The 15678-nt window shown below is 40.3% G+C and carries 12 protein-coding genes and 1 other RNA gene; 5 read left to right on the top strand and 8 right to left on the bottom strand.

Annotated features, from left to right (window positions below):
- The first annotated feature begins 101 nt into the window (after positions 1–101).
- Positions 102–722, top strand: a complete 621-nt coding sequence (locus tag C8N40_RS18160) for a recombinase family protein (protein ID WP_108213218.1) — start codon at positions 102–104, stop codon at positions 720–722.
- A gap of 82 nt (positions 723–804) precedes the next feature.
- Here C8N40_RS18160 and C8N40_RS18155 read toward each other — a convergent pair whose 3' ends face one another.
- The 3 genes from C8N40_RS18155 to C8N40_RS18140 form a co-directional block, all read right to left on the bottom strand.
- The gene (locus tag C8N40_RS18155; protein WP_108213217.1) at positions 805–1326 is read right to left on the bottom strand and encodes a hypothetical protein; all 522 of its coding nucleotides are present in this window, start codon (positions 1324–1326) and stop codon (positions 805–807) included.
- A 496-nt stretch (positions 1327–1822) separates the two neighbouring features.
- Positions 1823–3268 (bottom strand): hypothetical protein, encoded by a 1446-nt coding sequence (locus C8N40_RS18145; protein WP_108213215.1) that lies wholly within the window; start codon positions 3266–3268, stop codon positions 1823–1825.
- 454 nt (positions 3269–3722) lie between these two features.
- A complete protein-coding gene (locus C8N40_RS18140; RefSeq protein ID WP_108213214.1) occupies positions 3723–4229 on the bottom strand; it encodes a hypothetical protein in 507 nt (168 codons plus the stop codon).
- 229 nt (positions 4230–4458) lie between these two features.
- On the opposite strand from C8N40_RS18140, the gene C8N40_RS18135 reads away from it, so the two are divergent.
- The 3 genes from C8N40_RS18135 to C8N40_RS18125 are packed head-to-tail and all read left to right on the top strand — an operon-like array spanning position 4459 to position 8860.
- Entirely contained in the window at positions 4459–6960 is a 2502-nt protein-coding gene (locus C8N40_RS18135; protein ID WP_211318140.1) for a BsuBI/PstI family type II restriction endonuclease, read from the top strand.
- A gap of 41 nt (positions 6961–7001) precedes the next feature.
- The gene (locus tag C8N40_RS18130) at positions 7002–8093 is read left to right on the top strand and encodes a GmrSD restriction endonuclease domain-containing protein (protein ID WP_108213213.1); all 1092 of its coding nucleotides are present in this window, start codon (positions 7002–7004) and stop codon (positions 8091–8093) included.
- The gene (locus C8N40_RS18125; RefSeq protein ID WP_108213212.1) at positions 8090–8860 is read left to right on the top strand and encodes an MAE_28990/MAE_18760 family HEPN-like nuclease; all 771 of its coding nucleotides are present in this window, start codon (positions 8090–8092) and stop codon (positions 8858–8860) included. Before C8N40_RS18130 ends, C8N40_RS18125 begins: the two co-directional genes overlap by 4 nt.
- Positions 8861–8964: 104 nt before the next feature.
- Here the strand turns inward: C8N40_RS18125 and C8N40_RS18120 are convergent, their stop codons facing one another.
- Both C8N40_RS18120 and C8N40_RS18115 read right to left on the bottom strand, forming a co-directional pair.
- Positions 8965–9486 (bottom strand): hypothetical protein, encoded by a 522-nt coding sequence (locus C8N40_RS18120; protein WP_108213211.1) that lies wholly within the window; start codon positions 9484–9486, stop codon positions 8965–8967.
- Positions 9487–9641: 155 nt separating this feature from the next.
- Positions 9642–10121 (bottom strand): hypothetical protein, encoded by a 480-nt coding sequence (locus C8N40_RS18115; protein WP_108213210.1) that lies wholly within the window; start codon positions 10119–10121, stop codon positions 9642–9644.
- A gap of 281 nt (positions 10122–10402) precedes the next feature.
- Here C8N40_RS18115 and C8N40_RS18110 point away from each other — a divergent pair, with 281 nt between their 5' ends.
- On the top strand, positions 10403–10783 hold the full coding sequence (locus tag C8N40_RS18110; protein WP_108213209.1) for a hypothetical protein: 381 nt from the start codon (positions 10403–10405) through the stop codon (positions 10781–10783).
- 208 nt (positions 10784–10991) lie between these two features.
- Here C8N40_RS18110 and ssrA read toward each other — a convergent pair.
- From ssrA to C8N40_RS18095, 3 genes are all read right to left on the bottom strand, one after another.
- Positions 10992–11362: a transfer-messenger RNA gene (gene ssrA / locus C8N40_RS18105) on the bottom strand.
- Between the two features lie 142 nt (positions 11363–11504).
- A complete protein-coding gene (locus C8N40_RS18100; RefSeq protein WP_108213208.1) occupies positions 11505–12641 on the bottom strand; it encodes a transglutaminase-like domain-containing protein in 1137 nt (378 codons plus the stop codon).
- A gap of 632 nt (positions 12642–13273) precedes the next feature.
- The gene (locus tag C8N40_RS18095) at positions 13274–15631 is read right to left on the bottom strand and encodes an ABC transporter permease (RefSeq protein WP_108213207.1); all 2358 of its coding nucleotides are present in this window, start codon (positions 15629–15631) and stop codon (positions 13274–13276) included.
- Positions 15632–15678 lie beyond the last annotated feature (47 nt).

The raw sequence follows: 15678 nt of genomic DNA, 5'->3' as shown, positions 1-15678 counted from the left end.
ACCAGCAATCTTAAAATTTATGGCTAAGATTTTGTATCCATAAAAACATTAGTTTTATTGAATACAAATATCTATCTTAGTATATATTTAAAGATAGAGGAATGAATAAGGTAGCCCTCTTGGTCAGAAAATCGACAGCAGACCAGAGCCATGACAGGCAGATATCAGAACTTCAAGAATTCGCCACCAACAAAAATTTCAAAATTGTTGAAATAATAACTGAAACGGTTAGCGGTGCTAAAAAGAATTCCGAGAGAGAAGGTATACAGCGTTTGGTTAAGCTGGCCGAAACAAAGAAGATTAACAAGGTAGCCATTCACGAGGTAACTCGCTTGGGAAGAGCGACCAATCACGTCTTAGATACGCTTGAAAAGTTGCATAGCTGTGGTGTAAGTGTAGTGGTAATGAACTACAACCTGGAAACTTTGAACCCTGATGGCTCCGTAAATCCGATGGCTCAGTTTCTATTCACAATACTAACTGATATCGGACGGATGGAACGACTCACATTAATTGAACGTGTTAAGTCTGGCCTCGCAGAAGCTAAACGAAAAGGTAAAGTATTAGGCAGACCAAGAGCAAGCGTAAAAGATAAATCTAAGATGCTGAATGAATACAAGCATGTTGTTAAGTATCTCCATAACGGTTATACCATACGTGAGACTGCTAAACTTTGTGATGTAGGTATTTCAACGGTTCAGAGAGTTAAGAAGATTTTGTAGCAGGTAAAATCTTCTTAACTACTGATTTGAATCACATATTCAGACTACTTATCAAATATCCACTCATTATCATACGACTACCTTATTCAAAAATTAATGGTATCCGGTGCTTTCTGCTGGCCTTATTATACCCTACTACATCTGGTGTGCATCCTAAGGCTATTAACTCAATATCTTGATAAGTAGCTTTCTTAACTGTTGATGCTTCTAAACCATGATAAGTATCATAGTGAGCCTCAACATGAAATATCTCTTTGGTTTTGATATGCTTATAAAACCAGTGTGCAGTACTAAACACAACCCTTGTTATCTCACAGTGCGCATATAAATACAGTTCACAAAAGGGAATACACAGATTACCGTACATCAGCATATCACCTGGCTGTATTTCATAATAGAAGGGGTCCAAAGGCAAGCCTTCTAACCATAACTCATCTGCCTCAATTTCTTCATAAGAATCATACTTATCCGGTGACTGTTTCAAGTCATTATCTATTAACTTTTGAATTTCTTCAGTAAATACACCTCCGCTGGCCGTAAGCATTTGCTTGATGATGCTTACTAATTGTTCATTATTTATTTTCACTTCGATACTGAGTTTCATTATCAATGACTTGGCTATATTAGCTTCAATTTGCTAAGCAGATACCAATTTTGCGCTTTCTATTTGCAGTGTTAAATACATCAGAATTAGAAGTGTAATTTAGATGCTTAAACAGAAACTCATCACTGTACGGAATCCATTCGGCTGTTAATAGAGCATCATCAAGATAAAGAGTTATCTCGTAGAGCATACCAGTTATGAGGTGTTTATATACCCAAACATATGCGTTGTCAGGTGATGAACGTTCATCACAGGATGCATAAAGACATAAGTTACTCATGTCCTTTCCTATCAACCGGCCGATTTCTTTTGTAAAAAAACAGGCATTAGCAACCAGGCTCTGGTTCAATTTCTCTATATCAATCAAATGATTAGCTGTTAGTTTCTTCTTTATATTCATTACTATTTAATTAGGTCATAATGATTATTATAGATAAAGCCTCAGCCTTTGTTTTAAAAATTTTCATTTAAATTTTCATTCTGTCATAGTACTGGTTTATAGCAAATTAAGTACAAGTTCTTCATGTGCCACGTATGCCATGCTATCATACCACTCGAACATTTCTATTGCATCCTTAAATTGCTGTACCGCACTATTAGTCGCTGCCGGTAAATTGAAATACTCAAGCTTTTTTATAGTCGGTTTGAGACCAACAACTTTTTCCATATGTTGAACCATTAGCATCTTTATCTCATCAACCAACTCCGGCTGGTACTCAAAAATTACAGAGTCATGCAGTGATGTGAAGAAATACTTATCCTCGTACTTGTGCATTAAATCTGTCATAACCCCATCAACGATGGCCTGAGATTCTACCTTCTGCATCAGAACCGCAAGCTTCTTATAGTTACCTTGTTTTTCATTTTCAATAACCTGGTAAACGGTAGGAAATTCTTTCATAAATGCCTGCGCACTTTTACTATGAAAGGTCTTCTCATTTTCTCCATAAAATACATTTGCAAACAAATCAGTTTTGAATTTTGAGAAATCAGTCACAGATAACCCCACAGCATTGGCCATGTAATGATAAAATGTACCTTGGCTCACTTCTTTAATGTAGGTCTGAACGCTGGTAGGCTTAGCCTTATCTTTAAATACATCTCTCAGTATTTTGACCAGACAAAATGGTTGTGAGTTTGCTACATCCAGGTTGCATAGCAACGCATCTGGCTTACTCCTTAAATAAAGGAACTGCCTAAGTTCTCTCCAAAGCACGGATATTGCATGATGCACACGCTCTCCCGTTTTATCTCGTTTTGCTTGGAAAATGGTGCCATCATAAATCGCATTTATGATATATAGGTATCGTTCCTTTTTACTCTCGATTATCTTTTGATAATCATCATAGTGCTGATTCTTTTTCAAGTTATCCGGATTGATAAATAGTATGGCATTGGCATACCATTGCTCTACATAGGCGATTGCATCATCCTTGCGAATACCAATATCTTGCATGTTGCTTCCAATCCATTGAGTAACTTGGTCTTGTTTCTTGAAATCAGCCGTTCTGAAACGGATGATGTTGTTATACAACGTGCTATGTTTATCTACCGAGATTCGCCTATGTGGAACGTCATATTTGGAAGTTAGCCTATATCCTAAGCATTCACCATTGAAACCGTTTTCCTCCTTAGCGATTCTGTAATAACCATTGTCTTCGATAACACCATACTTTTTTAGTAGTGGCTTTAATTTTTTAGTTGTCTCAGGATACAAATAGCGTTCAATGTGGTGCTTCGCTGATAACTTTATAAAATCACTATGTTCGTACTTATCGTGCAGAATTCGGTTTATGTATATCTGGTGAAGGATAAAGTCTAATTTTTGATGATGACTTTCAATCATATACCCTTTCCATCCTTCTTGTCTTAGTATTTCCTTAGAATCGAAATTGACAGGTGAATATATTTCTTCGTAATTGCTATTATTTGTTGTATTCATTTGATTCTGATTTTTTTATTTTAGTATCAGAATCGAAAATGTTTTAACCTGATTAGATTATTTATATAAATTAAATTCTGATAATATATGTATCAGATATATCTTCTCTTCGAGAATTCATTTTTAAATGTTTGTAATTCAAATTGTTTATTAAATTAATTACTTAAAGAATTATCATCTAATAAATTTAAATTTCATGTTTATTTAATATTTAACTATTGATATTAATTATTAGAAGCTTATTAATTGTTCTCTTACTTTTGAATTTTATTTAACCGAATAGAAGTGTAATGGAAATTATGACTTATAGTTTAATCTCTAAACTCCATGAGTCATTCTGATTATGTTTTACTTGGATGGAAACGATGTAACTGCCAAGGAGGCTGTTATAACGAAATATCATAAGGGAGTGAAAAGGAAAGAGAGGTCAGCAGTGCTGATCTCTCTTTCCTTTTCACTCGAATAATCGACTAATCTTTGCTTTCCTGGTTTTAGCTTTTATCTCTTGTGAATTATACATTGTGATGTTTGGTCTACCTGCTAATAGATGTAACCTTTCACTTTCTTTAAAAGCAAGTAATATATCATCTTCTTCATCCGGATAATAAGATGCTATAAGTGAATATATCTCACCAGTACTAATGCTTATGAAGTATAGAACATCATTGAAACTCTGTTCCCCTATTGCATAAACTATTAAATCACGCATGGGAATTGCTTTTACCCCTTTAGAATCCTGTTCAATATAATGAAGTACATCATGGTCTGATATGTAACCTTCTTTGTAGTAGAACCTATCATTCTCGATAATAAAGTTCCGAAAGTATTTTTCATTGTCAGTAATATCACTTAAAGCCCCTTTTTGCTCCCAATATGTACTATCAAACAACTTTTCAAAATCAGACCTACTATCACTTATAATTTCAGCACCCAAGCATGGTGCAACTTTCTTTTCTTCCATTTCACATAAAATTTATTTCTTACATTATTGTAGAGATGAGATAGAAGAAAGTTTAAGTTATTTTTAACAAAATTTAATCAATGAGTTATCTGCCTCTTTGAAAGCAGTAGCTTTTACTTCAGAACACCGGTCTTCACATATTAGAAACAACATTTAAGGAAGTTCTCACCTAAAAAGAAGGAGGGAAGTAGTAAATTGTATCTTTATTCGAGTATTCAAATATTAAATTTTGGAAATAATAAGCAAAGCTGAGGCACTCCGTGTTGAGGCAAATTCAAAGTTAGACCCTAAACGTAAATCAAGTTTAGGCCAGTTTTTTACACCATCACCTATTTGCCAATTTATGGCTTCACTCTTCACTAATATAAAGGGTGAAGTAAGGCTGCTCGACCCTGGCTGTGGTGTTGGTTCACTTCTCGCTGCTTTTACAGAAGAAGCTATTAGACGTGAAGAAATCACATCACTGGATATTGTAGCCTATGATATCGAAAATATAATTAAACCATATTTAGCAGAAACACTTGCCACATGCAGTAGTGCAGTGAAAAGCAAGGGATATGAGTTTTCATCTGAATTTATTGATAAAGATTTCATTTTATCAGCTACTCAGCTTGTTGATAACGGACTGTTCAGTAGAAAACATGAAGGTTACACCCATGTTATCATGAACCCTCCTTACAAGAAAATCAGCACGTCAAGTGAACATCGTATCGCTATGAGCCAGATAGGTATTGAAACGGTCAATTTATACACCGGATTCGTGGCTTTGGCGATTAAGATGTTAAAACCAGGTGGTGAGATTGTAGCTATAATTCCCCGTTCATTCTGTAACGGACCATATTACCATCCTTTCAGGCAACTGCTATTGAAAGAGACAGCCATAAAACACATCCATATTTTTGATAGCCGTAACAATGCTTTCTCAGATAATGATGTGCTGCAAGAAAATGTAATCATCCATTGTGTTAAAGGTGAAGTAACTGATGATGTTACAATTACATCAAGCCCTGTAGCAGACTTCTCTTTCGATGAAGACCATAATGAATACACGGCAACTGATATGACAGTCCGCAGGGTCAAGTTGGGTAGCATCGTGAAACAAAATGATAAGCAGCAATTCATACATATTGCTCCTACTAATCGTGAGCAGGCTATTGTAGATTACATGGCCGTCTTCAACGCTACACTGGATGAATTGGGTGTTGAGGTAAGTACCGGACCTGTTGTAGATTTCCGCTTGAGAGAAGACCTCCGAACGGACTATGAAGATGGTGCAGCACCACTACTTTATCCTGTTCACTTAAATGGTTCAGTACATTGGCCTAAGGTTTCAAAGAAGCCGAATGCTATTATGATATCACAGAAGTCAAAGTCATGGCTTTGGAAGCATAAAGGTTACTTTGTTCTAACGAGAAGATTCAGTAGCAAAGAAGAAAAACGAAGAATAGTAGCCTCTTTCTACGATTCATCATTACCAGGCGAAATGATTGGTTTTGAAAATAAGCTAAATGTTTTCCATACCAAAAAAGCCGGAGTAGATGAAGCACTTGCCAAAGGTCTTTATGTATACCTAAACTCTACACTTTTGGATAAGTACTACCGACAGTTTGGTGGACACACACAAGTAAATGCTACTGATTTAAAGTCTCTACACTATCCATCTCTTGAATCATTACACAGGATGGGTAAGCAGGTACATACATTCACGTTGTCACAAAACGATATAGATTCTATCATTGATAATGAAATAAACTTAATGACACAAAACACTGAAAACAACCCACTAAACGCTCAATCTAAAATAGAAGAAGCGTTAGAAATTTTAACAGCGTTGGGAATGCCACGAGCGCAACTTAATGAACGTTCAGCATTAACTTTTTTGGCTCTTTTGAATCTACAACCAACTGGTTCTTGGGATGAAATTGAACGTCCTATGATTGGGGTAACGCCAATAATGGATTGGAGCCGGGATGTGTATGGAAAAGAATATGCACCCAACACAAGAGAAACTTTTAGACGTCAAACACTTCATCAGTTTGTAGATGCAGGTATAGCACTATATAATCCGGACGACCCAAATCGTGCCGTTAATTCACCCAAAGCTTGTTACCAGATAGCTGCTGAACTTCATAACACCCTCCTTGCATACGGTACTTCATCTTGGGATGGAAAGTTAACGGAATACCTTAAAGACCGAGAAACACTTGTCCAACAATATGCAATGGAGCGAGAAATGGCTCTGATACCGTTACAAGTTTCCGATGATAAAGAGATAAAACTTACAGCAGGTGCGCACAGCCAACTTATCAAAGACATCATAGTTGAGTTTGGTCCTCGTTTCGCTCCTGGTGCAAAGGTTGTTTATGTAGGTGACACTGGTGGCAAAACAGACTTCTTTGAAAAAGACTTTTTGGCTGAACTTGGCGTGGAAGTAGATAGTCACGGAAAAATGCCCGATGTAGTTCTATACTATCCGAAAGAAGATTGGGTGTTATTAATTGAATCTGTTACGTCTCATGGCCCGGTTGATGGCAAGAGACATAAGGAGTTAGCAACATTATTTGCGCCTATAAAAGACAAATTAGTTTATGTAACCGCTTTTCCAGACAGGAAGACGATGGTAAAATATCTCAATGATATATCATGGGAAACAGAGGTATGGATTGCAGATGCACCTACTCACATGATACACTTCAATGGAGTAAGATTCTTAGGTCCATATAAGTCATAAGTTGTAGTAAAATTTATTTGTTATACTAACGAAAGTATGTCATGCCAAATGAAAGAGAGTTATTAGATGAACTCGCTACTGGTAGAAAGGAAATAAAAACCGACAGCTACAGTATGTCCATCGGTGAAATTATCAATTTGTATAAAGATGGCGAAATTGAATTAGACCCTGCATTTCAAAGACTATACAGATGGGGAGATGAACAGAAATCTCGCTTTATTGAATCCATACTATTAGGAATTCCGATTCCTCCTATTTTTGTTGCTCAAAAAGAAGATGGGAAATGGACTGTTGTTGATGGTGTCCAAAGGATTTCAACAATTTTACAGCTAACAGGTGAGTTAAAAAATCACGCCCCACTTACTTTAACAGTAACCAAAAAGCTGCCATCGCTGGAAGGGTTCGATTGGAGCAGTTTACCGGAAGATTTAAAGAGGCTTCTCAGAAGGTCTAAGTTCGATATAAACATTATTCTTACTGAGAATAGCATTCAGGCTCAGTATGAATTGTTTCAAAGACTAAACTCTGGTGGACTACATTTGGAACCACAGGAAATTCGAAACTGCCTAATAATTATGCTTGATGAAGAATTTTATGATAAGTTAAATAATCTTAAAAAGTATCCAAACTTCATTGACTGCCTACCTCTTCAAGATTATAAGTTCAAGATAGAGTTTCATATGGAGTTAATCTTACGCTACATGATTGCAAAATATGGCAAGGTTGATTTCGCTAAATATAAGGTCTCTTCTTCCCTATTGAGTGAGTTCATTGATGCTGAAACTGCGAATTTGATAGGAGACCAAGACTTTAATTTCGATAAAGAGGCCGACACATTTAAGCGAGTATTTGATTTATTAGCTAAGACATTAGGCGACAAAGCTTTCAAAAAATACAACAGCGAAAAGGATGATTTTGATGGTCCTTTTTCACAGTCAAGCTTTGATGCTATTACTCCTGGTGTTGCGGAAAATATTGATAAGCTTTCTGTGCTGAGCGTGCCAGAGTTTCAACAAAAAATCAAAGACTTGTATAGTCAAAAAGATTTTGAGATATACTCTGACAGGGGTGTTAAGGCACTGACACGTATAAAAGGACTAACAGAATTCTCTAAGGCTTACTTTCAACTATGAAGTACCAACAGTTTGAAAATCTTCTTGACGAAGACTTAGGTTGGAGGAAAAAAGAAATATCGGACTTGTTGTTAATAGCTAAGAAAGAAAGTAATAATGAAGTAGTTTTAAAGTCCTTAATATTACTTCTTTATGCTCATTGGGAGGGATATATAAAATTGAGCAGCAAGCTATACATCAAATATGTTTCCGATAAAAATATAAATGTTGGTGTTTTGTCGAGCAATTTCAAAGCTATTTCAATCAAAGAATACATAAGTAGATGCATCGAGAACAATGGAAGTATGACATTGGCTAATGAAATGGCTTTTATGTCTAAATATTTGAAACTGGAAACAAGAAAATTTCAAGCCAATGTCCGGATTGAAGACGATTTTGATAGCTCAATTATTAACACTGAATCCAATCTAAAACCAAAAGTTTTAAGAAATATCACTTCAATTTTAGGATTAGGCTATAAAAGTGCAGTTCAGACAAGGGAACATTATCTAAATAGCCAACTTCTTGCTAACCGCAACGCAATTGGTCACGGGAGTAAGTTTGACGATACAAAACAAGTAGATTTTTCTTTGTCTCTTAGAGACATAGAAAAACTTAAAGAAATTGTCTTTGCTATTATTGACAGCTTCCGAGATGACTTACTTGACTATGTTGCCAATGAATACTATTTAAGTACTAATTTAACAGCTAAAGAAGCTTTTAATGCTAAAAGAGAAGTTGATTTAGAAAAAGTATTTACAATTATTGAAGAAAAATATAAAATCTAATATCGGATATCTCTTAGCGGAGATTTACCATAAAAAATAGCCGGGTTTCCTTATCTCCCGGCTATTTTTATGTTTAATTGTATTTACTACTCTACTCAATTCACTTATATCTCTTTAAAAAGCTTTATAAGCTTTATGTCTCTGGTATTTACAAACCTAAGAGAGTCTTCATTAAGCAAATCCATGTCAGCTTCATCTTGCTTGTAAGCATAAAATTTTTCAGGTTCACCAAACTCGTCATAACCAGTGGAATATATATGCTCAGTCTTAGAAAGATAGTAAGTCTCCCATGTTTCAATATTTCTAAAAAAAATTGTAGTATAATGAATGACGTGATACCAGTAGTCCTGAATTGCAAACACTTTAAGTGAGTTAAAAGGAATAAATAATGGTTCATGTCCTTCTGGCCCTTTATACCAAAGCACATCCCAAGGTTTAATATGACCATCTTCATAATAAAACCTATTTCCTGTTGCTACATAACCAGTCAAATACTTTCCATTACAGTTGCTAAAAACTTCATCCGGTTTCCATGACTGGCTATCAAATAGTTCTTCAACGCCATAGTGAACGTACCTCTTATCATGTAAGGCTGGTTCAGCCTTTTTCGATTTATCATTTATCATAATGCTTTAATTAATTTTTACATGCATTATAGACATGAGAAAAGGATAAGTTTAAAAAATTTGAGATTATTTCTGATAAGGCAGATATAGTTAACATACCTGTATTAAATATTCTTCGAATTCGCTTAAAGCACGTTTATTTAAGAATAAGGTATCTACTCATCATGCAATATATCCTCAATCAGACCTTTTCTTCTTGATGTTAAATATTGTTTGTACTCTCTCCTGTATGCTTTACAAAGGTCGTTTCCACTTTCCACGAAATTCATCGCAGCCTCAGCAGAGGATGGATAAGGTGCTGCCAAAATGTATTGCTTATGGTCGAAATTTGCCAGTATGAAAACTTGATTACTCAGCATATGGACATAAAAATTAGCTGCTGATGGAATATTAGCACTTCTTATAGTAGTATGTTCATACCAGCCTATCAACAGAAATTCATTCATTATGATAGGCACCAGGATACGATTTATGTTACAATAAAGCATATCATCTGGTGTGTACATATAATCTTCATCATCCCACAAATATCTTTTATGGCTGCTGGTTATAAACTCTAAATGCTTTTCATTTAATTTTTCTATAGGGATTTCCCTCGTTAATTCTAATGCTATATCAGTTGTATGTGATTTCATTGATTATGATTGTTTTAATTATATATAAACAATCGGTAGGTAGATGTACCAGGAAAAGGGATAAAAGTAGAAAAGTAGTATTTAAAATTTTATATATAAAATATAAAAAAGAAAATTACTACAATGAAACGAAGTATTAAATTGAATCCTGAGGTGGACATCGAAATAGAAAAAGCCAAATATTATTTCCTGCTTAAAAACATCAAACTAAGTAAAGGAGACATTGTAAGACTCGCTATGACAGCCTTTAACAGCAGACTAAAAAAAGAAATAATATAGTGATGAAGATATATGAAGATGCTATACCAATTCCGTTGGAAGAATTTGACAACTTCTGGCCGTTGCCTTTCATGGTACATTGTATACGAGGAATCTATAATGTCCAGGTAGAAACTCCTTTACCGGAGGCTGCTACATATCATCTTGTTATCCCTGACGAAGATTACCACTACGCTTTGAAACAATATATCAAGCTAAAAGATGATGCTCAGGACTTTTGTATAGATGTGTTGTTGATTCGCTATAATGCCGAGACACAACTGCATTCAACACAGTCATTGAGACTATCTGTTACTTATATGGATGAGTTCAACCCATTAAACATTCCAGAGACATCCCCTAAACTGATTTTGCAGTTCGCTGAATTTATTAACCTGAGATAATGTGAGGTTTTGCTTTAGCCAGCAACCACAGACAGCTACTTTTTTAAAGTAGCTGTCTGTGGTTAAGCAGATGAACAGTGACTGAACTGAAACAAAAAAAGCCTTATCAATATTGATAAGGCTTTTTGTTATGCTTGGAAGAATGTTATGCACTTTGTTGTGCAGCATGATTGCAATTAACTGACAAACAAGCGAATAACAAAGATAATAGTGGAGATGCAGGGATTCGAACCCTGGTCCAGACAAGGAAACCGTCGTGCCTTCTACATGCTTAGGTTTATTCGGGTTGTCGGGAGCTTGCAAGTATAAACCAAACTTATGCGCACTCCTTAGGTGCTTTAGTTTCGCCTGTGCACCACACCTTTACACAGACTAGTAAATCGGATCGAAGCCTCATATATGCAGGCAGATTCACGAAACCTGCACGAGACTATGGCTAGTGCTTAATACCTAGATTAAGCAGCCATGGCGTAATTAGATTCGCCAGTTATTGTTCGAACGGATTTTTGACAGGTGGTACGTTCATCACCCGACATGCTTACACGCAATTTGCTCAAGCTGTCAATTCCGGTCATCCCCATAAGTTAAAGAACGCTGTTCTTGCTTTTATACTTCAAGAAGTATGCCACAAACATACAGATTATTTATGGCTTTTTGGCTGCTGCCAGCGAATTATTAACGCAAAGCAACAGCCAAAAAGTTTCAGGTTTATACTTTATACTTACCTCGATGCCGTGGTAGTGGCAGCCGGTAGCACCGGTGCCTGGTACAGGTCTGTGAGCGAGTTGGTATACTTGTAGCGGTCCAGTTTATACTTGCGCTGGAATACTTCCGGCACCTTGGCCCCCACCGGCACGAGCATCAGCGAGCTCTTGCCATCGATGGTTTCCCGCTCAAAGGCCACGCCCTCGCGGTTATCGAACTTCACGTCGAAGTAGTACAGGTAAGGGTATACCCAGTTCACGTACTGCATTTTGCTTGTTCCAGACAGGCTTCTGATTTCCAGTTTGCTGTAGTCTTTGGCGATGGCCTGCTGAAACTCCACCGCGTTCAGGGGCACGTTGTTAAGCACCGGCATCACGTCGAACTGGCCGTCCAGCATTACCCACTTCTGCAAATCCGGCAGGTATACTTCCAGCAGCACGTGGCCGGCACCGAACTCCACTGTTTCCACGTCCTTCATCTTCAGGCCCATGGTGCGGGCGGGCAGCCCAATAGCGTTCAGGCAGGCGGTGGTAACGATGCCATACTCTACGCAGCGGAATTGTTTGCCTTCTTTCACCTCAGCCAGTATGGTCAGCGCATCCGGGTTGCTGGGCTCGTTCATGCCGTTGTGCTGCCACTGCTTGTGCACCCAGTTTACCATGCGCAGGGCTTTCTCAGTGTCGTTGGCGGCGCCTGCCACGATGGCGTCCAGGTTATACTTCGAGCGCAGCTCCTGCAGGTAGGCGTTGTTGCGGTTTTGCTCATACACAAACGTATAAGCCGGCACCGGCTGTTTCTTGTTAAACTCTACCGCCTCAAAGCCGAAGCCCTGCAGCTCTGTTAAGGCATAAGCGGTGTCGTTCAGGTTCACGTAAAAGCGGTACGATTTACCGGCCTGCACTTTAAAGCTGATGGAGTCGGTGTTGGTGTAGAAAGTAACGTCCTCTTTGCCTTTATGCACCGGCACGCGCAGCACGTCCGGCGAAATCTGGGGCATGATGTTCCAGTTGCCCTTGATAAGCTCTTTGCCCACTCTGTAGTCCGCTACGGCGGCGGTTGCCTTTACCACAGGCAGCCCCATATGGATTTTTTGTGCGAAGGAGGGCGCTAGCAGCACCAGCATCAGGAACAGAAATGTGAATGACTTTTTCATAGTTTTATTTTGTACTTAGTGATTGGTGAAGGATAGTTTTATTTTGTGTATGCATGGTTCAGACGCTGTTTCCGACTGCGGCTTTATACTTTGTCCGTAAGCTGCCGGTCGGCATAAACACTATAAGAAATTTGGATGCCAAAAATTAAAAGCGCTGTTAATCAGCTAATTATCCATACAACCAACTTTATACTGTTCGCTTCCGATACACCTCTGCCTGTTACACCTGTGCGCTTCCGTAACACATCCATACTTTCCTGAAATCATTTTTATACTTCCTATAAAAAAAGCGCCCGCCCTGCAGGCTGAGTAGCTTACAGGGCGGGCGCTTTTTCGGGTTAAAATCTATACTTTATACTTTGATTTATACTTTGGTGAAGGAGTAAACCCACCCCCCAGGGAGGAAGGATGGGTTCATCTTACTCACTATGCCTTTAAACTATTTGTCATTCTGCTAAGAAACTTGGTAGAAGGGAGGTTAAGCCTCTGCGACTTGCTACCAAGATCCTTTCAGGATGACAAAATAGTGAGGATGAAACGACCCCACTTCAAAAAGAGGAGTAGAGTGGGTTTACACTTTCAACAAAGTATAAATCTCATCTTAGGTTTTATACTTCAATCTATACTTTCCACTACTCAGTCCGGAGTGAGTTTACCGGGTTGGCCACCGCCGTTTTAATGGCGTGGAAGCTCAGGGTAACAATGGCGATGATAACAGTCGCGATAAAGGCCACGGCAAAGATCCACCAGCTTAGCTCCATGCGGTCGGCGTAGTCGTTGAGCCAGTTAGTCATGAAATACCAGCCCAGCGGTAGCGCGATCAGGTTGGCAATCAGCACCAACTTCAGGAAATCCTTGGAAAGCAGGTACACGATGCTTGCTACTGAGGCGCCCAGCACCTTGCGCACGCCAATCTCCTTGGTGCGCTGCTCTGCCGTAAACAGGGCCAACCCAAACAAGCCGAGGCAGGAAATGAAGATAGCGATACCCGCAAAATACTTCGTCAGCTGGCCCATAATGGCTTCCGCCTTGTACATCTTCTCAAAATCCTCGTCCAGGAAGTGGTACTCAAAGGGATAGGCCGGGTTATGCCGCTTCACAATCTGCTCGATGGCCGCCAGGGCTTGCTTGGTTTGCCCCGCCTCCAGGCGCGCGAACAGCAGGTTGTCGAAATCGGGGTGCAGGCGCAGGATAAGCGGCTGCGCCGGGATGTGCATCGACGTCGTATGGAAGTTGTCAATCACACCAATCACGCGCCCCTCTATGCTCCACTTCAGCCACTGGCCCACAGGGTCCTGCATCTGCATCAGGCGAGCCGCCTCTTTGTTGATGATAAAGGAAGCGGTATCGGTTCCGAACTCCCTGGAGAACGTGCGGCCTTCGAGCAGCTTCACATCCATGGTCTCTATAAAATCATAGTCCACTGACATCACACTGAATAAAACGTTCGTATTCGGGTCTTTGCCTTTCCACTCGATGCCTCCGGTAGAGTTGCCCACCGAGATAGGAGGTTGGTCGCTGGCGGTTACATTCAGCACACCCGGCGTGTTCTGCAGCTCGCGCTTCACCACGTCGTAGCGGTCGCGCAGGGCACCCTCCAGCGGCACGTATACCAGGTTCTCGCGGTCCAGGCCGATGTTTTTGGTGCGGATATAGTTAAGTTGCAGATAGGCTACCAAAGTGCTGATAATGAGCAGGGCCGAAAGTATAAACTGGAACACCACCAGCCCCTCCCGTACCCCCGATACCCGGCTGCCTACCTTCACGGTGCCTTTCAGCACTTTGGCCGGGTCGAAGGAGGAGAGGAAGAAAGCCGGGTAACTGCCCGAAAGGATACCCGTCAGCAGGGCTACCCCCAGGAGCAGCAGCACCAGCGAAGGGTCCGTAAAATCGAGGGAGATGTACTTGCCGGTCAGGTCGTTAAAGTCGGGCAGCAGGATGCCGGCCAGGTTGACGGCCACAAACAGCGCCAGAAACGCCATCAGCACCGACTCCACCATAAACTGCCGCACCAGCGAGCCTTTGCTGGCCCCGATGGCCTTGCGCACGCCCACCTCTTTGGCCCGCTTGGAAGAGCGCGCCGTAGCCAGGTTCATGAAGTTGATGCAGGCGATAACAAGGATGAACACTGCCACGACAGAAAACAGGCGCACCCGCTCGATGAATCCATCTTTGCCTTCCCTAAAGTCGTTGTAGAGGTACATATCGGCCACAGGCTGCACAAACATCTCTGTGGTTGATTCCTCATCATACTTTTGGATGAAGGGCTTCACCTTTTCATTGAAGGCCGCAATGTCGGTGCCTGGTTGCAGCTGCAGAAAAGTGCGTAACGCATTGTTGCCCCACTCCTGCAGCCACTCGTTTCCGGGGCTGTTGATCCAATCCTCCACCGGCATCACGTAGTCGAACTGCATGGTGGAGTTTTTCGGCACGTCCTGCATCACGCCGGTTACTTTATAGCTCTGGGATTCGTTTATCCTGAAAAGCTTGCCCATGGCTTCTTCCGGAGAGTTAAAGAACTGCCTGGCCACCGTTTCGGAAATCACCACCGAGCGCGGCTGCGCGAGTACCGTTTTGGCATCGCCGTGCAAGAGCGGGAAGGTGAACACCTCGAAAAACTCCGGATCGGTGTAGCGGCCGTTTACCTTCAGGGATTTGTCGCCGTAGGCGAAGAGCTGCTGCCAGGGCCAGGTGGTGCTGCGCACGGCATGCTTTACCTCCGGCATCTCCGCTTCCAGGGCCTCGGCCAGTAGCGCTGGCGTGGCTTCTGTCGTGAAGTTATCCGAACCGGGGTACTTCTGCGTCTCCATCACCCTGTACAGGCTGTCCAGGTCTGCATGAAAACGGTCAACGCTCAGCTCATCCTTCACCCACAAAAGTATAAGTATACTGCAGGTCATGCCCAGCGCCAGGCCGGAGATGTTGATGAGCGAAAAGACCTTGTGGCGCATCAGGTTGCGGTAGGCTATTTTAAGATAGTTCTTGATCATAGTTTCAGGCTTTGTAGCGGTGTAAACGTATGGCTGCGATATTTTTT

Origin of the sequence: Pontibacter mucosus, from assembly GCF_003054055.1 — a bacterium.
Lineage (GTDB): Bacteria > Bacteroidota > Bacteroidia > Cytophagales > Hymenobacteraceae > Pontibacter > Pontibacter mucosus.
Note: the sequence above shows the minus strand (reverse complement) of the source record. Positions and strands in the feature narration are given on the sequence as shown.

What these genes read in the sequence shown, in the direction of transcription:
- C8N40_RS18155 (WP_108213217.1), bottom strand. Translation starts at nt 1,326, where the DNA reads ATGAAACTCAGTATCGAAGTGAAAATAAATAATGAACAATTAGTAAGC.
- C8N40_RS18145 (WP_108213215.1), bottom strand. Translation starts at nt 3,268, where the DNA reads ATGAATACAACAAATAATAGCAATTACGAAGAAATATATTCACCTGTC.
- C8N40_RS18120 (WP_108213211.1), bottom strand. Translation starts at nt 9,486, where the DNA reads ATGATAAATGATAAATCGAAAAAGGCTGAACCAGCCTTACATGATAAG.
- C8N40_RS18140 (WP_108213214.1), bottom strand. Translation starts at nt 4,229, where the DNA reads ATGGAAGAAAAGAAAGTTGCACCATGCTTGGGTGCTGAAATTATAAGT.
- C8N40_RS18130 (WP_108213213.1), top strand. Translation starts at nt 7,002, where the DNA reads ATGCCAAATGAAAGAGAGTTATTAGATGAACTCGCTACTGGTAGAAAG.
- C8N40_RS18125 (WP_108213212.1), top strand. Translation starts at nt 8,090, where the DNA reads ATGAAGTACCAACAGTTTGAAAATCTTCTTGACGAAGACTTAGGTTGG.
- C8N40_RS18115 (WP_108213210.1), bottom strand. Translation starts at nt 10,121, where the DNA reads ATGAAATCACATACAACTGATATAGCATTAGAATTAACGAGGGAAATC.
- C8N40_RS18160 (WP_108213218.1), top strand. Translation starts at nt 102, where the DNA reads ATGAATAAGGTAGCCCTCTTGGTCAGAAAATCGACAGCAGACCAGAGC.
- C8N40_RS18100 (WP_108213208.1), bottom strand. Translation starts at nt 12,641, where the DNA reads ATGAAAAAGTCATTCACATTTCTGTTCCTGATGCTGGTGCTGCTAGCG.
- C8N40_RS18095 (WP_108213207.1), bottom strand. Translation starts at nt 15,631, where the DNA reads ATGATCAAGAACTATCTTAAAATAGCCTACCGCAACCTGATGCGCCAC.
- C8N40_RS18110 (WP_108213209.1), top strand. Translation starts at nt 10,403, where the DNA reads ATGAAGATATATGAAGATGCTATACCAATTCCGTTGGAAGAATTTGAC.